This is a genomic window from Pseudomonas peradeniyensis (genome assembly GCF_014268935.2).
Lineage (GTDB): Bacteria > Pseudomonadota > Gammaproteobacteria > Pseudomonadales > Pseudomonadaceae > Aquipseudomonas > Aquipseudomonas peradeniyensis.
This window is the reverse complement of record NZ_JABWRJ020000004.1, coordinates 293,565-314,152: the sequence shown is the minus strand read 5'-3', so window position 1 is coordinate 314,152 and position 20,588 is coordinate 293,565. Positions and strand designations below refer to the sequence as shown.

The following is a 20,588-nucleotide window of genomic DNA, read 5'->3' as shown; positions in this document are numbered from 1 at the left end:
GCAGGCAGGCTAGAATCGCTTTTTCTCGAACATGGCGTTCTGATTTGGAGAAATCTCGATGCACTTTGATCTGGCGGACCTGCGCCTGCTCGCGGCCATCGCCGCGACCGGCAGCTTGAGCAAGGCGGCGGCGACCTTTCCGGTAGCGGTCTCGGCCGCCAGCACCCGGCTGCGCCTGTTCGAGGCGCGCTGTGGCTTGACCCTGTTCCAGCGCAAGGCCGACGGCATGCAGCTGACCCCCGCCGGGCGCCTGGTACTGGAGTCGGCACGCGGCGTGCTGGGCGAGGCGCAGAAACTGCACGACACCCTCGGCGAGTTGGCCGGCCAGCGACGCATCACCCTGCACCTGGCAGCCTCCACGGTGACCAACAGCACCTTGCTGCCGGCGGTGCTCGGGCCGTTCCTGGCCGACTACCCGGAAGTGGACCTGCAACTGGTCGAGCACAAGAGCATCGATGTGCTGCGGGTGGTGCTGGCCGGGGAGTGCGAGATCGGCGTGTACGACGGCAACCTGGTCAACGATGGCCTGGTGTCGCTGCCGTTTCGCACCGAGCGCCTGGTGCTGCTGGTGCCGCTCGATCACCCGTTGGCCGGGCGTGGCCAGCTGCGCCTGGCGGATGCCCTGGGGTTTCCCTTCGTCTGCCTGCCGGCCGAGCGCGCCATGCAGCGTTTCGTCGAGGAGCTGGCGATGAACCTGGCCATGCCGCTGAAGGTGCGGGTGCGCGCCCCCAGCTTCGAAGCCATCGCGCAGTTGGTGGCCCATCACGCCGGCATCGCGATGCTGCCCGAGACCGCCGCGGTGCGCGCCGAGCAGGAACTGGCGGTGCGCCGGGTGGCGCTGGAGGAGCGTTGGGCGACCCTGGAACTGCGCATCTGCTTCCGTGGCTGGGAGGCGCTGAGCTCCCATGGGCGGCAGCTGGTGAGCTTCCTTTCCGGGCAATAGTGCGGACGGATGGGGTGTTCGTCAGAATGCCATCATTTGGATATCAAATGTGCCTGTGCAAACGCCGTCGAGCGCATACAATCAGCGCTCTGAACGGTAATACACAGGCCACCCCCACCCATGGCGTTCGACGCTTCCACCCTGCTGACCCTCTCCATCGCCCTGGCCGCGGTCGCCGCCTTGTACCTGGCCGTGGAATGGATCAGCGTGCGCGAGTCCTCCTTGCTGTGCTGGAGCGCCAGCTTCGCCACCATCAGCGTCGGCTCCTCGCTTGCCCTGCTGCGTGGCAGCGGTTATCTGTTCGTCGGCATCTGGTTTGCCAACGGCATGCTGGTCGCCGCCCACTGGCTGTTTTTGCTGGGGGTGTCGCGCTTCACCGAAACGCGGCTGTCACGGGCCTGCTACCTGGCGCCGCTGCTCTGGTCGGGCCTGTTGCTGCTGCCGCAATGGCCAATGTGGTCGAAGACCTTCCTGGTGCTCAACTCGCTGCTGGTCGCCGGCTTCACCCTGTACGCCAGCGCGTTGCTGCGCCCGCACGGCAAGTCCCTGAGCGTGGGGGCGGTGCAGTTGCGCTACATCCTGCTGCTGCACGGCCTGTTCTACCTGGCCAAGACCTTGCCGGCGCTGCTGCCGGGGACGCTGATCGACCTCACGGCGTTCCGTGGGCAGATCATCCAGGCGTCGCTGGTGGAAGGCGCCATGGCGATCATGCTGATCGCCCTGTCGATGACCGGCACCGTGCGCTACCGCCGCGAGGAGCGCATCGAGCGCCTGGCCGCGCGCGATCCGCTGACTGCGCTGTACAACCGTCGCGCCCTGGAGGTGCGGGCGGCGAACCTGCTGAAGGAGGTCTCGCCGCAACGTCCGGGCGCCCTGTTGCTGATCGACATCGACCATTTCAAGCTGGTCAACGACCTGCACGGGCACGCCGCCGGCGACCGCTTGCTGGTGGCCCTGAGCGAGATGATCCGGGCATTGCTGCCGGAGCGGGCGATCGCCGCGCGCCTGGGCGGTGACGAGTTCGTCATCCTGCTGGGTGATGCTTCGCGCCAGGCCATTGAACAGCTCGCCGATACCTTGCGCCGGCAGTTCCAGGCGACAGCCGAGCAATCGTTCCGCACCCCCGAGGCGGTGACCCTGAGCATCGGTGCCAACCTGTTCGACCGGCCACCGGCCAGCCTGGCGGCCCTGATCGAGCAGGGTGACGTGCTGCTGTACGCCTCCAAGCGCGGCGGGCGCAACAGCCTGCAGCTGGTGGACGGGCTGCGCGGCTGAGCTACTTGTTGTTGATGCATTGCGACTGCACCGAGTAACGCACGGTGCGCAGGGTGCCCTGGCTGTCCTCGAAGGTCATCAGCCGAGGCACTACTTCGCAGGTGCGCGGGTCGCCCGACTGGCGCACGAGGCGGGCGACGTCGAGCTTCATGCCATAGCGATAGTCGACGATCTCCGGCATCGGCTTGGCGCGTTGCGCCGCGTAGGCCGCCACGGCCTGCTGGTGGTCCTCGAGCAGCTGCTCGTTGTCCAGCCTGGAAAAGCCCGTGGCCTGGGCCGAAAGAGAAAGCGCCAGCAGGGCGGCTATCAGGGTCGGTCGTAGCATGGTGCGTATCTCCGAAAGGTTCGTTTCGCAGTCCACGCTAGCGACGGGCAGCCGACAGCGGCATGACGCCCGGGTTACAGATATGAAAGGTGGCCGGGGATGCCGATTCCACGGCCGCGAATGACACGATTGTAATCCTCTCATCACCTTCCCGTTATCCGCCAGCGGCGAGCATCAGGCTCGGCCAACGGGGCTGGGTGCGCACGCATCTGGCCAGACCAGGGACGCTCCAGCGCCAAGGCCCGACAACAAGAACAGCCGCAATCGAAGGAGCAACGGATGACAAGCAATCCAACACTTTCCCTGGCCGCCCTGGTGGCGCTGGCCGGCTTCGGCCCCTCGGCCTGGGCCGCGCAAGAGCAGCAGGAAGGGTTCATCGAGGGCAGCCGCCTGAGCGTGCTCAACCGCAATTACTACTTCAACCGTGACCATCGCGACGGTCGCGCGCCCACCTACAACCCCGCCAAGGCCAGCGACAACGGCTACTCCGAAGCCTGGGCCCACGCCATCATCACCCGCTTCGAATCCGGCTTCACCCAGGGCACGGTGGGTGTCGGCGTGGATGCCTTCGCCATGCTCGGGCTCAAGCTCGACACCGGTGGCGGGCGCAACGGCGGGCGCAGTTCGTTCGACGTGCTGCCGGTGGACCGTGATGGCCAGGCCCGCGACGAATACAGCAAGGTCGGCGGCGCGGCCAAGGTGCGCCTGTTCGACACCGTGCTGCGGGTGGGCGATGTGTTCCCGGTCAACCCGGTGGTCGCTGCCGGCGACTCGCGGCTGCTGCCGGAAAGCTTTCGCGGGGTGACCCTGGAGAACACCAGCCTGCAAGGCCTGACGCTGCAAGCCGGGCGCCTGCACGCCATGAGCCAGCCGGTGTCCAGCGACCTGCGCGAGAACTTCGTGACCTTCTACGGCGGCGCGGTGGACTCGCCATGGATCGCCTACGGCGGCGGCGACTACGCGATCAACGAAAACGTCAGCGTGAGCCTGTTCGGCAGTCGCCTGAAGGATGTGTGGAACCAGTACTACGCCGGCACCAGCGTGACCTGGCCGTTGTCGGATGAGCTGGCGCTGATCGGCGGGTTCAATTTCTACAACGCCAAGGATGAAGGGCGTCAGCGCCTGGGGCAGTTCGACAACGACATCTGGAGCGCCAAGCTCGGCGTGCGCTACGGCGCCCACACCCTCGCGCTGACCCACCAGCGCAACAACGGCGACGACGATTTCGACTACCTGCGCCAGTCCGACTCGATCTTCCTCGACAACTCCATCCAGTACAGCGACTTCAACTCGCCGAAGGAGCGCTCGTGGATGCTGCGCTACGACCTGAACATGGCCGCCTACGGTGTGCCGGGGCTGTCGTTCATGACCCGCTACGGCCGTGGCAGCGACGCCGACTACAGCCACGCCAACGCCTACTACATGCGCCGTGACGACAACGGTGACCCGCTCACCGACCAGAAGCGCTGGGAGCGCGACATCGAGGTCAAGTACGTGGTGCAGACCGGCGCGGCCAAGGACCTGTCGCTGCGCGTGCGCCAGGCCACCACCCGGGCCACGGCCTTCGAATCGGACCTGGACGAGGTGCGGGTGATCGTCGAGTACCCACTGTCGATCCTCTGAGCATTTCCCGAGTTCACCTTGAGAAGCCCACGTGCTCCTTTGGTTACAGGTGAATGTCTTGGCGCCTCTGATGAGGCGTCTTTTTTGCCCGTTATTACGCCCCCCCACCTGTAGGCGCGGGCTTGTCCCGCGATCACGGGCAACGCCCGTGCCAAGCAGTAGCGATGCCTCGGTTGCCCTCGCCATGGGCCCTATCCAATCGAAGGTCCCACCCCGCGACAAGTTGTCTGCTTGACTTGCAGAGGCACCCTACGATCGTTAACTTGACTTCGTAGTCAGTTTTTGTGATCGTGCGCGCCCTCCCAGTTTCTCAAGCACCAGAAAAAGCATGGGCAGCCCAAGAGCTACCCAGAGGATCAACCATGTCCAACCGTGATATTTCCCGGCGCTCGTTCCTGCAAGGCGGGCTGATCGCCGGTGTCGGCGTGACCCTGGCGCCGCTCGGCAGCCAGGCCTTCGCCGCCCTGATGGAAAACAAGGTCACCACCTCGCCGCAGAAGTGGATGAACCACGACGGCAAGGCGCGCTTCCGTAACGACGCGCTGTCCAAGGTCTGTGGCAACAAGGTGTTCGCCCGCGACATCCGCGCCAAGGACATGCCCGGCTGGCCGCAGCAGCAGGGCCACGCCATGCTGCTCAAGGCCACCAAGGCCGACCGCATCTACGCAGGCCATGATCTGTCGCTGCTGGGCGCCGAACTGCAGCCGGACCGCATCGTCACCGCCGACGACCTGAAGAAGGACGGCATCGCCTGGCCCGAAGCCCATTCGCCGGACCCGCTGCTGCCCCCGGGCCAGGTGCCGATGTTCATCGGCCACCCGGTGGCGATCCTGATCTGGAACGACTTCGAGCGTTTCCGCAAGGCCAAGCTCAAGCTGCAATTCAACGACCAGGCGATCCGCTACGGCGCCCAGGCCCCGCTGTACCAGCGCGACCCCTACGGCAGCTTCCGTTTCGTGCGCGTGGGCGGCAAGACGCCGTTCGACGAGGACGAATACTCGAGCCTGAAGAACACCATGCTGTTTCCCACCATCCTGGCGCGCAAGCCGGTATGGACCGCCGAGCCCAAGCAGCACGGCACCCTCACCGAGCAGGGGATGTTCTACGCCCAGCGCATCGACGAGCAGCTCAAGCAGCCGCCGGAAGACTGGCTGCTGTTCGACGAGCGCTACAAGACTCCGTCGATCGAGCCCGCGGCCCTCGAGCCGGACAACGGCAACGGCTGGTTCGACCCGGCCACCGGCACCCTGCATTTCGTCGTGGCCACCCAGTGCCCGTTCGAAGTGGCGCAGGAATGCGTGCACATGATCAAGCCGTCGCGCTTCGGCCTGAAGCACCTGAACATGCACCCGGGCTATACCGTCGGCTACGGCTCCAAGGACAACAACATCTTCGTGTTCTACGCCGCCGTCGCCGCGCTGTACGGCGCGGGCGTGCCGATTCGCCTGGCCAACGACCGCTACGAGCAGTTCCAGAGCGGCATCAAGCGCCACCCGTTCGACATCCGCTACCAGCTGGCCGTCGACAAGAAGGACATGAGCTTCAAGATCTTCCGCGCCGACATGAGCGTCGACGGCGGCGGGCGCATCAACTACAGCCCGTCGGTGGCCGCCGTGGGCGCCACCGCGGCGCAGTCGATCTACTACATGCCGCAGAACGACCTGTCGGTGACCGCCTACCATTCCCGTGGCGTCGAGGCAGGCTCCATGCGCGGCTACGGCACCCTGCAGAGCATGGCCGCCACCGAGATGATGGTCGACGAGATTGCTGACCGCCTGGGTGTGGACGCCATCGAGCTGCGCCGCAAGAACGCGCTCAAGTCGGGCATGAAGAACACCCAGGGCGCGGTGCCCGCCGGTGCCCTGCGCCTGCACGAGATCCTCGACAAGGCCGCCGCGCACGACTGGTGGAAGAATCGCAACGCGCGCAAGCAGGCCGAGGACGCCAAGGACCACGACAACTGGTACGGCGTGGGCTTTGCCATCACCCAGAAAGACTTCGGCACCGGCTCCGAGGCGCCGATGGCGGCGGTCGAGTTCACTGCCGATGGCCGTATCAGCCTGCGCCATATCGGCACCGAGCTGGGCACTGGCATGTCCACCTCCCAGGCCCTGGTGGTCAGCGACTTCCTCGGCCGTGTCGCCGACGAGGTCATGACCGCCCAGACCGAATGGCCGGAGCTGGCGCTGAGCACCAGCGGCAACCCCTACCTGATCAGCCAGGCCGAGCAGGACGCCGCGCTGCGCAACCCGCGCTGGGTCGGCAAGCTGGCTTCGCCGTCGTCGGCGACCAACTCGGCGTTCTACTTCAGCCACGCCACCCGCGAAGCGGCCCGCGTGCTGTTCAACCACGGCCTGTGGCCGGCGGCCATGGCCCTGTGGAGCCAGGGCCCGTATGGCGGCCAGGCCAACCCTCTGGTGGTGCGTCGCGAGAACGCGGTGTGGGTCAACGGTGAACTGACCGGCAACGGCCTGGCGCCGATCCCGTTCGCCACGCTGGCCAAGAAAGCCCACGAAATGGGCCTGGTCACTGGTGTCAGCGTGCACGGCTTCAACCGCTGGAGCTGGGCCGAGGCCGACTTCGTCATCGATGGCGTGCGCGAGCGCCTGCCGCTCGATGCCGTGGCGGTGAAATACGGCGACGGTGCGGTGAACGCGAAGAAGGCGCAGATGAACAGCGCCGGCTTCCACCTGCTCGACCGGCAGAACGCCGAATACCCGGCCACCCAGCTGAACAACGCCATGGTCACCTACTACAGCCCGGTGGCGACCATCGTCGAGGTCAAGGTCAACAAGGGCAGCGGCGAGGTGACGGTGCTCAATCACCACAGCTGGGTCGAGTGCGGCCGGGTGCTGGTGCCGGAGCTGGTCAAGGGCCAGCTCGAGGGCGGTATCGCCATGGGCATCGGCCATGCGCTGCTGGAGGAAATGCCGCTGTACGAGGGTGGCCCGGGTGAGGGCGACTGGAACTTCAACCGTTATCGCCTGCCGATGGCCAAACATGTGGCGGTGTGGAAGCAGACCTCGGAGATCCTGCCGCCGCTGTCGCCGACCGACCCGTCCAAGGGTATCGCCGAAGTGGTGATGATCCCGGTGGTCGGCGCCATCGGCAACGCCGTGGCCCACGCCATCGGCAAGCGCGTACGCGACCTGCCCATCACCCCCGCCCGAGTCAAGGAGGCCCTCAATGGCTGACCGCAAGCTGCAACTGACCCTCAACGGTCAACCTGTCGTCACCGAAGTGGTCCCCGATGACCTGGCGATGATCGACTTCCTGCACGAATACCAGAACCTCACAGGCTCCCGCCTGGGCTGCGGCCAGGGCATCTGCCATGCCTGCGTGGTGATCGTCGACAACCCCGACGGCACCAGCGAGGAAGTTCGCACCTGCATCACCGGCGCGCATTACTTCGAGGGCAAGAAAGTCCGCACCATCGAAGGCCACGCCAAGCTCGACGAAGCCGGCAACCCCGGCGAGCTGAACCCGATCCAGCAGAAGTTCGTCGACCGCTTCGCCTTCCAGTGCAGCTACTGCGCGCCGGGCTTCGTCAACGCCGCCACGGTGCTGGTGGAAAAGGCCCAGCGCAAGCCGTTGAAGCAGAGCGAGCTGGAGGGCGCCATCGAGGCCAGCCTCGGCCACCATGTGTGCCGTTGCACCGGTTACGTACGCTACTACGAGGCGACCCGCGAAGTGCTGGGTGACCTCGGCCTGGTCAAGGAGGGTTGAGCATGACGCGTGTTCTGAGCAGCCTGGCCCTGGCCATCGGCGCCCTGGTCGCCTGCAACGCCCAGGCGGCGGACGAGGCCTTGATCAAGCGCGGCGAATACCTCGCCCGCGCCGCCGACTGCATGGCCTGCCACACCGCCGAAGGCGGCGCGCCCTATGCCGGCGGCCTGCCGATCCATTCGCCGTTCGGCACCATCTACGGCACCAACATCACCCCGGACAAGCAGTACGGTATCGGCAACTACAGCAGCGACGAGTTCTTCGCCGCCCTCACCGAGGGCAAGCGCAAGGACGGTGCCAACCTGTACCCGGCCATGCCGTACACCTCGTACCACCTGGTCAAGCGCGAGGACTCCGACGCCATCCATGCCTACCTGATGAGCGTGGCGCCGATCAACCGTCCGGCCCCGGAAACCAGCCTGAGCTTCCCGTTCAACGTGCGCACCGGCCTGATCGGCTGGAACCTGCTGTATGGCAAGAGCGTGCAGCTGGAGGAGGGCAAGGGCAACAGCGAGGCGTGGAAGCGCGGCCAGTACATGGTCGAGGTGCTCGGCCACTGCGGCGAGTGCCACACCCCGCGCAACCCGATTGGCGCGCTGCAGCAGGACAAGCGCCTGACCGGCGGCCTGCTGCTGGGCTACCTGGCGCCGAGCCTGCTGGCCCAGGACCTGGCCGACCGTGGCTGGAACCAGGCGGACCTGGCGACCTTCCTCAAGCACGGTGTCAGCGCCCAGGGCAGCATGTTCAACGAGATGTACCCGGTGGTGCACCACAGCACCCAGCATCTGGAAGACAGCGACCTGTCGGCCATGGCCACCTACCTGCTTGGCGACCAGCCACCGGCGGCCAAGGTGGTACAGACAGTCGCCCACGAGACCCTGGGCGAGAGCGCCAAGCGCGGCCGCCAGCAGTACCTCAACGTCTGCGCCGGCTGCCACGGTGTCGAGGGCGAGGGCAAGCCGCACATCGCCGTGGCCATGCGCGGCAACACCGTGCTGCGCCAGGCCGACTCGCGCAACCTGGTCAAGGCCATCGTCGACGGCATCCGCGAGCAGCAGTTCACTGGCTTCGAGCGCATGCAGCCGATGCCGGGCTTCGCCGACAAGCTCGACGACCGGCAGCTGACCGACATGGTCAACTACCTGCGCGAAGCCTGGGGCGGCCTGCCGGGCGACCTGACCACCCAGCAGCTGGCCCAGCTGAAGGTGGACTGACCGGTGCAGCATCTCGACCTGCAGGTGGTGCGCCAGGCGGCGCAGTGGTCGCGTGACGGCTTGCGCGTGTGGCTGTGCACGGTGCTCTGCACTTATGGCTCGGCGCCGCGCGCACCGGGCTCGCTGCTGGCGGTCAACGAGCAGGGGCACTGGGTCGGCTCGCTGTCCGGTGGTTGCGTTGAGGAGGACTTCCTCGAACGCGTCGCCGCCGGCGAGTTCGCCGGGGCCGTCGCCGTGGTGCGCTACGGCGACGGCAGCGACACCCGCGGCAACATCCGACTGCCCTGCGGTGGCATCCTCGATGTGCTGGTGGAGAACCTGCCGGGCGACTGCGCGACCCAGGCGCACCTCGGTGAGCTGGAGGCGGCCTTGCTCGGCCGTCGCCGGCTGCTGCGCGAGGTCAACCTGCGCACGGGCGAACGTCGCGTGCTGGATGACCACAGCCAGGGGCCACGGGTGGAGCAGGGCGGCGAATCCGTACGCTTGCGCGTCGGCGCCGCCCAACGCCTGTTGCTGGCCGGCTACTCGAGCGTCGCGCACTTCTGCGCCGAGTTCGGCAAGGGCCTGGGCTTCGAGGTGGTGCTGTGCGACCCTCGCGACGAGGTGATGGACAACGTGGTGCTCGACGGGATAGAAATCCGTCGGGAACTGCCCTCGCTGTTCATCGCCAACGGTGGTTGCCACCGCGACACGGCGGTGGTGGCGCTCACCCACGACCCGAAGATCGACGACCTGGCCATGCTCGAAGCGGTACACACCGAAGCGTTCTACATTGGCGTGATGGGCTCGCGAGCCACCTCGGACAAGCGCCGTGAACGCCTGCGCCGCATCGGCGGGCTCGGCGATGCCGAGATGGCGCGCATCCATGCCCCCATCGGCCTCAACCTGGGCAGCAAGACGCCGGCGGAGATCGCCCTGGCGGTGCTCGCCGATATCTTGCGCACCCGCAGCGGCATCGCCCGCGAGGCCTTGTGAGCGTCGTCGCGCTGGTGCTGGCGGCCGGCCAGGGTTCGCGCTTCGGCGCGGACAAGCGCTGGGCCGCACTGGGCGATGGTCGCAGTCTGTTGCAGCACAGCGTCGAGCGCGCCCAGGCGGCATTCGACGAGGTGCGCGTGGTGCTGCGTGCTGGCGAGCGGGGCGAGGATCTGGGGTTACCGCCAGGCTGTCGGGTTGTCCATAGTCTCGATGCCGGGCTGGGCATGGGCCATAGCCTGGCGGCGGGCGCCGCATCGCTGGAGGACAGCGAGGCACAGGCGGTCGCCATCCTGTTGGGGGATATGCCGTGGATTCTGCCCACGACTTTCCAGCGTCTGATCGCAACTGCTGGCCCTTCGGTCATCGTGGTGCCGCGTCATCAGGCTCAGAATGGGCACCCGGTGCTGTTTGGGCGGGAGTTCTGGGCCGAGCTCGGCGGGTTGTCCGGTGATGAAGGGGCGCGCGCCGTGTTGCGGCAGCATGCCGATCGCGTTGTTGTTCTGGACCTGGACGATGGCGGGGTCGTGCGCGACGTCGATACGCCGTCTGCGCTCGACTAGACTGTCCCGGGCCATTTTGCGGTCGCTCCTACACAAGGACCGCGCGGTCTGATGTACCGATGCCACAGGCAGCCATTGAGGGAAAACCCTCATTGCCGCTCATCCGGTGGCCTCCTAGCATGGATCCGGTTACCCCCCCAGGCACAGGAGCACAGCCATGACCAGCAACAACGACGACAAACGCCCGACCCCCGATCCGGCCGAGGACAACGCCTTCTTCCCCTCGCCGTATTCCCTCAGCCAGTTCACCTCACCCAAGTCCGACCTCAGCGGCGCCGACTACCCCGACGCCTACAAGGGCGGACGCTGGAAAATCCTCCTGATCGGCGCCGACGAGCGCTACCTGCTCACCGACAACGGCACGCTGTTCTCCACCGGCAACCATCCCGTGGAAACCCTGCTGCCCATGTACCACCTGGACAAGGCCGGCTTCGCCTTCGACGTCGCGACCTTGTCGGGCAACCCGGTCAAGTTCGAATACTGGGCCATGCCGCGCGAGGACCAGCAGGTGCTCGGCCTGTTCGAGCGCTACAAGCCCGCCTTCAAGCAGCCGCGCAAGCTCGCCGAGGTGATCGACAGTGCCCTGGGTGACGACTCGGACTACATCGGCGTGTTCATTCCCGGTGGCCACGGCGCGTTGATCGGCCTGCCGGAAAGCCAAGAGGTTGCCCAGGTGCTGAAATGGGCGGCGGATCACGACAAGTTCGTCATCACCCTGTGCCACGGTCCGGCGGCGCTGCTGGCTGGCGGCAAACTGTTCGATGGCTACAAGATCTGCGCCTTCCCCGATGAGCTGGATGCCAAGACCCCGGACATCGGCTACATGCCCGGTCACCTGACCTGGAAGTTCGGCGAGCGTCTGCAGGCCCAGGGCGTCGAGATCGTCAACGACGGCATCTCCGGCGCCGTCCACCAGGACCGTCGGTTGCTCACCGGCGACAGCCCGCTGGCCGGCAACGCCTTGGGCAAGCTGGCCGCCGCGGCCTTGCTCAAGGCGGCCAACGGCGGGTGAGGGGTATGCCGTTCGACGAGGTGGTTCAGGCGGTCCGGCAGATCGAGCAGGCCACCGCCCTGGCGACGATCCAGACAGCCGTGCGCAACGTCGCCCGGCCACTGGGTTATGACCGTTTCGTGCTGTTCAGCGCCAGCGCCGCGCGGGACGAAGTGGTCGAGCGCATCCACTGGGTGGAAGGGGACTGGTTCGGTGACGACCAGGCGGTCGATGCCCGGACCTACGTGCGCCATTGCCCGGTGACCCGCCATCTGCTGGCAGCCCGTGAAGCGTTCTTCTGGAGCAAGCAGCCGAGCGACGAAGGTGAACGCTATCGGCTGGTGCGGGTACCCTGCGGGCCGGGTATCCATGGCCTGCAGGTGCCGGTGTTCGGCCCGGCAGGCCTGGAGGGGGCGATGAGCCTGGGCGGTGTGCGCATCGACGCTTCGGCGCCGGCGCGCCTGGCCCTGAGCCTGCTGGCCAACGCAGCGTTCCTCGGTGCACGGCGGCTACTGGAGGCACCGCCCGGCGAGGGTCAGCTGTCGGCGCGTGAGCGCCAGGTGCTGGCCTGGACCGCCGCCGGGCAGCGCCAGGCGGATATCGCCGCCACCCTGGGCCTGTCGGTGCGCACCGTGGAAAACCACCTGCGCGCCGCCCGTAGGCGCCTGGGGGTGAGCACCACCGCCCAGGCGATCAGGATCGCCCTGGGCAGCGGCGCGCTCGACTGACTCAGCCGTTGTGCGCAACCTTCAACACCACCTTGCCGATATGCCGGCCAGACTCCATCAGGGCATGGGCCTGGCTGGCCGCCGCCAGTGGGAAGGTCGCGTGGACCAGCGGCTTGACCGCGCCGCTGCGCACATGGGGCCAGGCCTTGGCTTGCAGTTCCGCGAGGATCGCCGCCTTGTCGTCGGCGCTGCGCGCGCGCAGAGTCGAGCCGATATGGGTCAGGCGCTTGGTCAACAGGGGAAACAGGTCGACCTCGGTGGCCGGGCCCTTGACCACGCCGATCTGCACGATACGTCCATCCATGGCCGCGGCCTTGAAATTGCGGGCCACATAGTCACCGGCGATGATGTCGACGATCACGTCCACGCCCTTGCCCTCGGTGTGCAGCATGACCTGTTCGACGAAGTCCTCGCGGGTGTAGTCGATGGCCACGTCGGCGCCCAGCTCGAAGCTGGCGGCCTGTTGCCCGGCGCCATTGACCGTGGTGAGGATCTTCGCCGCGCCCAGGGCCCGGGCCAGTTGCGTGGCGGTGGTGCCGATGCCGGACGCGCCGCCGTGGATCAACACGCTTTCACCGGCCTTGAAGCCGCCACGCTGGAACAGGTTGACCCAGACGGTCATGAAGGTTTCCGGCAAGGCGGCGCCCTCGACCATCGACAGGTTATCCGGCAGGTGCGCGGTGGTGCGCTCGTCGGCCACGGCGTATTCGGCGTAGCCGCCGCCCTGGACCAGGGCGATCACCGCATCGCCCACGGCAAAGTGGCGGACCTGCTCACCGGTGGCCACGACCTTGCCGGCGATCTCCAGCCCCGGAATGTCCGGCGCGCCGGCGGGCGGGTCGTACAGGCCCTTGCGCTGCAGCAGGTCGGGGCCGTTGACGCCGGCGGCATGGACCTGGATCAGCACCTCCCGGGGGCCTGGTCGAGGCGTGGCATGGGTGGCGGCCTGCAGGACCTCGGGGCCCCCAGGTTGGGTAATATCGATGGCGGCCATGTGAGTGGGGATGTGACGCATGAAGACCTCTGTCATTCTGAGGAAAGGCCGTTTTGGCCCGGTGCGTCACAGGGTATGAAACCCACGCTGCGCGGTCGCGCGGCGATTTTGCGACGCACCTTTGCAGATTTTCTTCAGGTGAGATTTCTGTCGCGGTACCTGTCCTGTGGGAGCGGGTTTACCCGACGAGTGATGGAGTGAGCGAATGAACTGGGATGACGCCCGCATGCTGCTGGCCTTGAGCCGCGAACAGACCCTGCGCCGCGCCGCCCGGGTGCTGCGCGTCGACCAGGCCACCGTGGGCCGGCGGGTGGCGGCGCTGGAGGCCGACCTTGGCGCGACCCTGTTCCTGCGCACCCCCGCCGGTTACCAGTTGACCGCCACCGGCGAAGTGGCCGTGGAGCTGGCGCAGAAGATGGAGCAGGCCGCCCTGGAGCTGGCCCGTCGCACCCGGGGCAGCGATAACGAACAGGCCGGCGAGGTGCGGATCGCCACCACCGATTCCCTGGCGCTGGAGTTCGTCATCCCGGCGCTGCGCCGGTTGCACGACGACCACCCCGAGGTGCGCATCGTGCTCAGCGGCAGCTCGGAGATCGTCAACCTGTCGCAACGCGAAACCGACATCGCCATCCGCAACCAGCGCCCGGACAACCCCGACCTGGTGCTGCGCAAGCTGGCCAGCTGGCAGATGGGGCTGTTCGCCTCGGCGGACTATCTGGCGCGTCGCGGCATGCCGCAGGAGGGCAGTTTCGCCGGACACGACCTGGTGGTGTACGAGCCGTACTGGCGTGATCGCGGGGTACCGACCCTGGTGGACGTGCCCATGGGCGAGGGCAGGGTGGTGATGGCGGCCAATGCCAGCATGATGCTGCGTCGGGGCATCGCCGAAGGGTTGGGCCTGGGCGAGATTCCCGTGGAGCTGGGGCAGCGCGACGGCTTGCTGCGGGTCTGGCCGCAGCGCGCGCGCAGCCAGCCCTACGAGGTATGGATGGTCACCCATCGCGACCTGCGCCACACGGCGCGGGTGCGGGCAGTGATCGAGCATCTGGTGCGGGCGTTTGCCGATTGAAGGGGCGGTTCTGTCCGGAGGCCTTCAGCTGGCGGGCAGCTTCAGCGGATGCAAGGCGCGGAAACCCTGGGCCTCTTCCACCAGCCAGTCATGCACTGCACGCGCTCCCGGCTGGCTCAGCCCGCCCGGCGGATACAGCAGCACATAACGCTTGTGGTTGGCGATCGGCACCCCGAACGGCACGATCAACGCGCCGCGTTCCAGCTCGTCGTTGAGCAGGGTGCGCCGGGCGATGGCCACGCCGACCCCTGCGATGGCGGCCTCGATGGTCAGGTGGTTGCGGTTGAAGGTGTGCCCGCGGCGCACGTCCAGCCCGCCGGCGCCGATACCGTCGAGGTAGAACTCCCATTCGGCGTATTCCGAGCTGCCGCGCCAGGCGGTGATGTCGTGCAGCAGCGGGTAGTGGGCCAGGTCCGCCGGGCCGTGCAGCGGCGGGCGGCCGCGCAGCAGGGCCGGCGAGCAGACCGGAAAGATCTGCTCGTCCAGCAGCGGGGTGGAAAGCATGCCCGGGTAGCTGCCGTCGTTGAGGTCGATGGCCAGGTCGAAGTCTTCCGGGTGCAGCGCCTGGTTGCTGTCCTCGGCCACCAGGCGCAGCTCGATGTCCGGGTAGCGCTGCTGGAAGCGCGGCAGGCGCGGGGTCAGCCACTTGGCCAGGAACGAGGGGATCGAGCGCAGGCGCAGGGTGCCGCGGATTTCGCCGGCATCCAGGCGCAGCAGCTCGGCCTCGATGCCGCCGTAGGCCTCGGCCACGGTCTGTGCCAGGCGCTGGCCTTCAGCGGACAACTCGACGCCGCGGGCGCGGCGCAGGAACAGGCGAAAGCCCAGGCGTTCCTCGAGTTGGCGCATCTGCTGGCTGACGGCCCCAGGGGTGATGTGCAGCTCCTCGGCGCAGCGGGTGAACGACAGGTGCCGTGCCGCACAGGAGAACACGTGCAGCCAGACGAACACCTGGCCGTTGAGTGGACCTTTCATCGTTTAGTCCTGCTAAAGGCTTATGTAGGAAGTTTCGTTGGTCAAGCTGGCCTGAGCGCGGCAGTATCGCGCAACTTGGCAATACCGCTCAAATTTTCCAGAGAGCCGTGACACATCGTAAAGGGTTGTCACGGTCAGGCATTAGCATGGCTATCAGTGTTTTCGACCTTTTCAAGATTGGCATCGGCCCGTCCAGCTCCCACACCGTCGGCCCCATGCGCGCCGCGGCGACCTTCGCCCAGGCCCTGCGTGAACGCGGCCTGCTGGCGCAGGTGCGGCGAGTCGAGGTGCGCCTCTATGGCTCGCTGTCGGCCACCGGTGTCGGTCACGCCACGGACCGCGCCTGTCTACTGGGGTTGATGGGCCAGTGGCCGGACCGCATCGACCCGCACAGCATCGAGCCACGCATCGACCAGCTGATGCAGGAGCAGTGCCTGATGCTCGATGGCAGCCAGCCGGTCGAGTTCCAGTACAGCCGTGACATGCGCCTGCTCGACGAGAGCCTGGCCTATCACCCCAACGCGATGACCCTGGAGAGCTTCGACGGGCAGGGCAGCCAGTTCAGCCAGACCTACTACTCCGTGGGTGGCGGCTTCATCGTCGAGCAAGATGAGATCGACGCGCCACAAGGCAGCGAAGGCCAGGTCGAGTTGCCCTACGAGTTCTCCAGTGGCGCTGAGCTGCTGGCCCTGTGCAAGGCCCATAGCCTGAGCGTCAGCCAGCTGATGCTGGCCAACGAATGCGCCTGGCGCCCGGAAAGCGAGGTGCGCGAAGGCCTGCTGAAGATCTGGGCGGCGATGGGCGAGTGCGTCGACAACGGCCTGCGCAACGAAGGCATCCTGCCCGGCGGGCTGAAGGTCAAGCGCCGGGCGGCGCGCCTGCACCGCAGCCTGCAGGAGGTTGGCAAGCCCAACGTGATCGGCTCGACACTCAGCGCCATGGAGTGGGTCAACCTGTTCGCCCTGGCGGTCAACGAAGAGAACGCCGCCGGTGGGCGCATGGTCACCGCGCCCACCAACGGCGCGGCCGGGATCATTCCGGCGGTGCTGCATTACTACATGAAGTTCAACCCCGGTGCCTGCGACGACGACGTGGTGGCGTTCCTCCTGGCCGCAGCAGCAGTGGGTATCCTTTGCAAGAAGAACGCCTCGATCTCCGGTGCCGAAGTGGGCTGCCAGGGCGAGGTGGGCTCGGCCTGCTCGATGGCCGCCGCAGGCCTGGCCGAGGTACTTGGCGCCACGCCGCCGCAGCTGGAAAACGCTGCCGAGATTGCCCTTGAGCACAACCTCGGGCTGACCTGCGACCCGGTCGGTGGCCTGGTACAGATCCCCTGCATCGAGCGCAACGCGATCGCCGCGGTGAAGGCCATCAACGCCGTGCAGATGGCCTTGCGCGGCGACGGCGAACACTTCATCTCCCTCGACCGGGTGATCCGCACCATGCGCGACACGGGTGCGGACATGCACGCCAACTACAAGGAAACCTCCCGCGGCGGCCTGGCTGTCGCGTTCGTCGAGTGCTGAAAATCCAGTCTTTGGCTTCGTGGGAGCGGCGGTGCGCCGATGCGCCGATGCGACTTGCCCCGCGATGGCGTTGGTCATCGCGGGGCAAGCCCGCTCCCACGAAGTGCCCGACAAACCTGATTGAACCTGCAACACCCGCTGTACCTGCGACAAAAACAACTACAAGGCGATACCCATGACTGATGTACAAAGCACCACGAGCGTTCGTGCGGATTCGGCTGCCCTGGCTTCGGCCAGCGGCTCGACCACCTGGAACCGCCACGACACCACCTGGGCCCTGGGCCTGTATGGCACGGCGATCGGCGCCGGCACCCTGTTCCTGCCGATCAACGCAGGGGTCGGCGGCTTTTGGCCGCTGCTGATCCTGGCGCTGCTGGCATTCCCCATGACCTTCTTCGCCCACCGGGCGCTGACCCGCTTCGTGCTGTCCGGGCGCAAGGGCGGCAACGAGGACATCACCGAGGTGGTGGAAGAGCACTTCGGCGTCGGCGCCGGCAAGCTCATCACCTTGCTGTACTTCTTCGCCATTTTCCCGATCCTGCTGGTCTACAGCGTGGCATTGACCAACACCCTGACCAGCTTCTTCGAGCACCAACTGCACATCGGCGCGCCGCCACGGGCGCTGCTGGCCCTGCTGCTGATCTGCGGGCTGATGATCGTGGTGCGCTGTGGCCAGCAGATCATCGTCAAGGCCATGAGCGTGCTGGTCTATCCCTTCGTTGCCTCGTTGCTGTTGCTGGCCCTGAGCCTGATCCCGAACTGGAACGGCGCGTTCTTCGCCCAGGCCAACGAGGGCATCAGCGCCTCCAAGCTGCTGCTGACCCTGTGGCTGGCGATTCCGGTGATGGTGTTCTCGTTCAACCACTCGCCGATCATCTCGGCGTTCGCCGTCGACCAGAAACACCGCTATGGTGTTGACGCCGACCGCAAGAGCGGCCGCACCCTGGCCACCGCCCATGTGATGATGGTGCTGACGGTGATGTTCTTCTGCTTCAGCTGCGTGCTGGCCCTGAGCCCGGCCGACCTGGCCGCGGCCAAGGCGCAGAACATCTCGATCCTGTCGTACCTGGCCAACCACTTCCAGACCCCGGTGATCGCCTTCGTCGCGCCGCTGATCGCGCTGGTGGCGATCACCAAGTCGTTCCTCGGTCACTACATCGGTGCCAGCGAAGGCTTCCAGGGCATGATCGTCAAGAGCCTGCGCGGACGCGGCAAGACCTGGCCGGCCAAGCGTCTGGAGCGCGCCACGGCGTTGTTCATGCTGGTGACCTGCTGGGCGGTGGCAACCCTCAACCCGAGTATTCTCGGGCTGATCGAAAGCCTGGGTGGGCCGGTGATCGCCTGCTTGCTGTTCCTGATGCCGATGTATGCGGTGCAGAAGGTACCGGCGTTGCGTCAGTACTCGGGCAAGCTGTCGAATGTGTTCGTGGTTTTGATCGGCCTGATCACGCTGTCGGCGATCGCCTATAGCTTCATGGCCTGACCGATGATCGCAGGGCCAACCCGCTTCCACACCTTGATGTGGCAGCGGGCTGGCCCCGCGACGGTTCAGATCAGGCGTTTTCCAGGTGCTTGATCACAGCCTTCAGGCGTTCCGCTGGTTGCGGTTGGTCCTGGTGGGTGATGTCCGGCGCCTTGCGCACGCGGCCATGCTGGTCGACCCAGTGGCCGTTGCTGAAGTAGCGGTAGCTGGCGGTGCCGAGGTTCCAGCCCTGGTCGAGCAGACCCTGCAGATGGAAAGTCTGGGCGATCTGGCTGAGCGGGCCGCTTGGGCTGCCATCCAGGTGCAGGACGATCGACGGGCTGCCTGAAGGCGCGAACGGCAGCTCGCTGTAGCCACCCCACACCTTGGCGTGGAATGCCTGGACCGGATGCGTGGCCTGGATGATGGAGGCCCTGCCGGTGACCTTCTTCTGCACGGTATTCACCAGCAGGTCGAGGGTCAGGATCGGTGCGCCGAGCAGCCCGTTGCTGACGTTCAGGCGGGTATGAAAAAGTCCGAAGGACATGCTGATTCTCCTTGTCTGCTCAGGCTTTCTTGGCGGCCTTGGCGGCCGGACTCTTGGTCGAGGCGAGGGCCTGGTCCAGGGCTTTGCCCACGGCACCGCTGGCCAGTTGCTTGAGTTGCGCGAGGTCGCCGGTGGCGATCACGGCTTCCAGGGTGGCGTTGTGCAGTTCGGTCGTCAGGTCGACATTCGCCAGCGTCTGGATGCGCTTGAGCTCAAGCACGACGGGTACGTTGTCCACCTCGATCCAATGCTGGCCGTTGTAGTAGCGGTAGCTGGCCGTGCCTTTCTGCCAGTCCTGGTCGAGCAGTGCGCGCAACTCGAACTGCTCCGCCGAATTGGCATGTGGTCCGCCATGGTTGCCACGTACCGTCAGCAGGATCTTGCCTTCGCTTGGCGGCTGCACGGTGAGGTAGCTGTAGGTCCCCCAGTCATCAAAATCAAGCTTCTGTGATTTTTCGGTGGTCTGGGTGATCTGCGCGTGGCCGTTGACACTGCGGTCTGGCGTGTAGACCAGCAGGTCAAGCTGCAGGCGCGGGGCGCCCGGGGCATTGTTACCAATGAGGTAGGACACCGGGAACAGGCCTTCCGACGGTGCGGTCAGCGATACAGACATGATTGCCTCCGTTGCATTCAATGAATGAAACACCGTAACCAACGCTTGCGCAGGCGGACGGGGGAGAGAAGGGGAGAGGCAGGTAGACGGGCGGATGTACTGGCGTGCCCGGTGCGAGCGGCTGTTGGCAGCCGGCTTGTGCAGCCATCCCTGAAGTGCGGTGCCGCCTGCCTGGCAGCCCGCTTGAGTTAAGCAGGCAAAAAGTGCAGTGATGGCCTTTTTGCAGTATGTCCGACGAGTGGTGTCAATCAAGCCTGCAAGCCGGCTCCCGATCCGTGGGAGCGGGCTTGCCCCGCGATGAGATCTACAGGCTGGACGGCCTCACTTCGACTTCTTCTGTAATGCCACGAAGCTGCGGCGCATGTCGCTGGCCCAGCCATCGAGCACCGGCTTGACGTCGTTCAGGGTCAGTTGCGTGCTGTCGTTCTCCAGCTCCTTGCCGCTGCCCTTGCGCACCACCTGGGCCAGCACGTTCTGGTTGCCGCCGTCGAGGAATGCAGCCTCCACGGCAATGTCCACGGCCTGGTCGCGGCCACCGGCGGCTGTGTTGACTGCTGCGGCCACCAGGGCGATGGGGATCACTTCGTAGGGCTTGAGGCCTTCGGTGCTGGTGGACACCGCAGTGATCGCCGGGCGCACCACGATGGTGTTCGGGCCAGGCTCCTTGACCAGGGTGAGCACGCTACCCAGTTCGCGGCGCATCGCTTCGTTGAAGTAGCGGGTGATCTCCTGCAGGGTCTGCGCCGAGATCACGTTGGTCGGCTGTGGCTTGGGATAGAACTGGCTCGGTTCGATGAACACCTTGGTGTACTGGCTGGCCTTCACATCCGGGTCGATCCAGCGCATCACCGGCGCACCGGAGACGCTCTCGGCGGGTTTCAGGCGGCTGTAGTCCTTGAGAAAGCCGGAATAGTCCTTGGGATCGACTCGGTTGCTGGAGCAGGCAACCAGGGCCAGCAGAGCAGCGCACAGCAGGGTGGTGCGAGGCAGGTGCTTCATGATGACGAGGTCCATGAGGGAAGTGGCCAGAACAACGCTAGCAGGTGGT

General features: G+C 66.4%; 19 protein-coding genes. 13 read left to right on the top strand and 6 right to left on the bottom strand.

Going from position 1 to position 20,588, the window contains the following annotated elements; genetic code table 11:
* Window positions 1-58: 58 nt before the first annotated feature.
* Window positions 59-943, top strand: coding sequence for a LysR substrate-binding domain-containing protein (locus HU751_RS21655; RefSeq protein ID WP_186733180.1), 885 nt, complete (start codon window positions 59-61; stop codon window positions 941-943).
* A 120-nt stretch (window positions 944-1,063) separates the two neighbouring features.
* Complete coding sequence (locus tag HU751_RS21650) at window positions 1,064-2,218, top strand: GGDEF domain-containing protein (protein WP_186733181.1); 1,155 nt, start codon at window positions 1,064-1,066, stop codon at window positions 2,216-2,218.
* A gap of 1 nt (window position 2,219) precedes the next feature.
* On the opposite strand, the gene HU751_RS21645 is transcribed toward HU751_RS21650, so the two are convergent.
* Window positions 2,220-2,543: a DUF2790 domain-containing protein gene (locus HU751_RS21645; protein ID WP_186733182.1), complete on the bottom strand. Its 324-nt coding sequence runs from the start codon at window positions 2,541-2,543 to the stop codon at window positions 2,220-2,222.
* Window positions 2,544-2,822: 279 nt separating this feature from the next.
* On the opposite strand from HU751_RS21645, the gene HU751_RS21640 reads away from it, so the two are divergent.
* The 8 genes from HU751_RS21640 (at window position 2,823) to HU751_RS21605 (ending at window position 12,360) form a co-directional block, all read left to right on the top strand.
* Window positions 2,823-4,166 (top strand): OprD family porin, encoded by a 1,344-nt coding sequence (locus tag HU751_RS21640; RefSeq protein ID WP_186733183.1) that lies wholly within the window; start codon window positions 2,823-2,825, stop codon window positions 4,164-4,166.
* 362 nt (window positions 4,167-4,528) lie between these two features.
* Window positions 4,529-7,360: a xanthine dehydrogenase family protein molybdopterin-binding subunit gene (locus HU751_RS21635; protein ID WP_186733184.1), complete on the top strand. Its 2,832-nt coding sequence runs from the start codon at window positions 4,529-4,531 to the stop codon at window positions 7,358-7,360.
* Window positions 7,353-7,892, top strand: a complete 540-nt coding sequence (locus HU751_RS21630; RefSeq protein WP_110738705.1) for a (2Fe-2S)-binding protein — start codon at window positions 7,353-7,355, stop codon at window positions 7,890-7,892. The genes HU751_RS21635 and HU751_RS21630 overlap by 8 nt, the downstream gene beginning before the upstream one ends.
* A 2-nt stretch (window positions 7,893-7,894) precedes the next feature.
* A complete protein-coding gene (locus HU751_RS21625; protein WP_186733185.1) occupies window positions 7,895-9,106 on the top strand; it encodes a cytochrome c in 1,212 nt (403 codons plus the stop codon).
* A 3-nt stretch (window positions 9,107-9,109) separates the two neighbouring features.
* On the top strand, window positions 9,110-10,081 hold the full coding sequence (locus tag HU751_RS21620) for an XdhC family protein (protein WP_186733186.1): 972 nt from the start codon (window positions 9,110-9,112) through the stop codon (window positions 10,079-10,081).
* Window positions 10,078-10,641, top strand: coding sequence for a nucleotidyltransferase family protein (locus HU751_RS21615; RefSeq protein WP_186733187.1), 564 nt, complete (start codon window positions 10,078-10,080; stop codon window positions 10,639-10,641). The genes HU751_RS21620 and HU751_RS21615 overlap by 4 nt, the downstream gene beginning before the upstream one ends.
* 157 nt (window positions 10,642-10,798) lie before the next feature.
* Window positions 10,799-11,653 carry a glyoxalase III HchA gene (hchA, locus tag HU751_RS21610; RefSeq protein WP_186733188.1) on the top strand — a complete coding sequence of 285 codons (855 nt, stop codon included), beginning with the start codon at window positions 10,799-10,801 and terminating at the stop codon, window positions 11,651-11,653.
* Between the two features lie 5 nt (window positions 11,654-11,658).
* Entirely contained in the window at window positions 11,659-12,360 is a 702-nt protein-coding gene (locus HU751_RS21605) for a PA1136 family autoinducer-binding transcriptional regulator (protein ID WP_186733189.1), read from the top strand.
* Window position 12,361: 1 nt separating this feature from the next.
* Here the strand turns inward: HU751_RS21605 and HU751_RS21600 are convergent, their stop codons facing one another.
* On the bottom strand, window positions 12,362-13,354 hold the full coding sequence (locus HU751_RS21600) for an NAD(P)H-quinone oxidoreductase (RefSeq protein ID WP_186733218.1): 993 nt from the start codon (window positions 13,352-13,354) through the stop codon (window positions 12,362-12,364).
* Between the two features lie 205 nt (window positions 13,355-13,559).
* Here HU751_RS21600 and HU751_RS21595 point away from each other — a divergent pair, with 205 nt between their 5' ends.
* Window positions 13,560-14,423, top strand: coding sequence for a LysR family transcriptional regulator (locus HU751_RS21595; RefSeq protein WP_186733190.1), 864 nt, complete (start codon window positions 13,560-13,562; stop codon window positions 14,421-14,423).
* 24 nt (window positions 14,424-14,447) lie between these two features.
* On the opposite strand, the gene HU751_RS21590 is transcribed toward HU751_RS21595, so the two are convergent.
* A complete protein-coding gene (locus tag HU751_RS21590; RefSeq protein ID WP_186733191.1) occupies window positions 14,448-15,395 on the bottom strand; it encodes a LysR substrate-binding domain-containing protein in 948 nt (315 codons plus the stop codon).
* A 146-nt stretch (window positions 15,396-15,541) separates the two neighbouring features.
* Here HU751_RS21590 and HU751_RS21585 point away from each other — a divergent pair, with 146 nt between their 5' ends.
* Together HU751_RS21585 and HU751_RS21580 are read left to right on the top strand one after the other, a co-directional pair.
* A complete protein-coding gene (locus HU751_RS21585; RefSeq protein WP_186733192.1) occupies window positions 15,542-16,918 on the top strand; it encodes an L-serine ammonia-lyase in 1,377 nt (458 codons plus the stop codon).
* Between the two features lie 175 nt (window positions 16,919-17,093).
* Window positions 17,094-18,401, top strand: a complete 1,308-nt coding sequence (locus HU751_RS21580; protein ID WP_186733193.1) for a serine/threonine transporter — start codon at window positions 17,094-17,096, stop codon at window positions 18,399-18,401.
* 70 nt (window positions 18,402-18,471) lie between these two features.
* Here HU751_RS21580 and HU751_RS21575 read toward each other — a convergent pair whose 3' ends face one another.
* The 3 genes from HU751_RS21575 to HU751_RS21565 all read right to left on the bottom strand — a co-directional run bounded on the left by HU751_RS21575 (window position 18,472) and on the right by HU751_RS21565 (window position 20,539).
* On the bottom strand, window positions 18,472-18,927 hold the full coding sequence (locus HU751_RS21575) for a DUF1842 domain-containing protein (RefSeq protein ID WP_186733194.1): 456 nt from the start codon (window positions 18,925-18,927) through the stop codon (window positions 18,472-18,474).
* A 19-nt stretch (window positions 18,928-18,946) separates the two neighbouring features.
* Window positions 18,947-19,540, bottom strand: coding sequence for a DUF1842 domain-containing protein (locus HU751_RS21570; RefSeq protein WP_186733195.1), 594 nt, complete (start codon window positions 19,538-19,540; stop codon window positions 18,947-18,949).
* Window positions 19,541-19,861: 321 nt separating this feature from the next.
* Entirely contained in the window at window positions 19,862-20,539 is a 678-nt protein-coding gene (locus HU751_RS21565) for a DUF3313 domain-containing protein (RefSeq protein ID WP_186714126.1), read from the bottom strand.
* Window positions 20,540-20,588 lie beyond the last annotated feature (49 nt).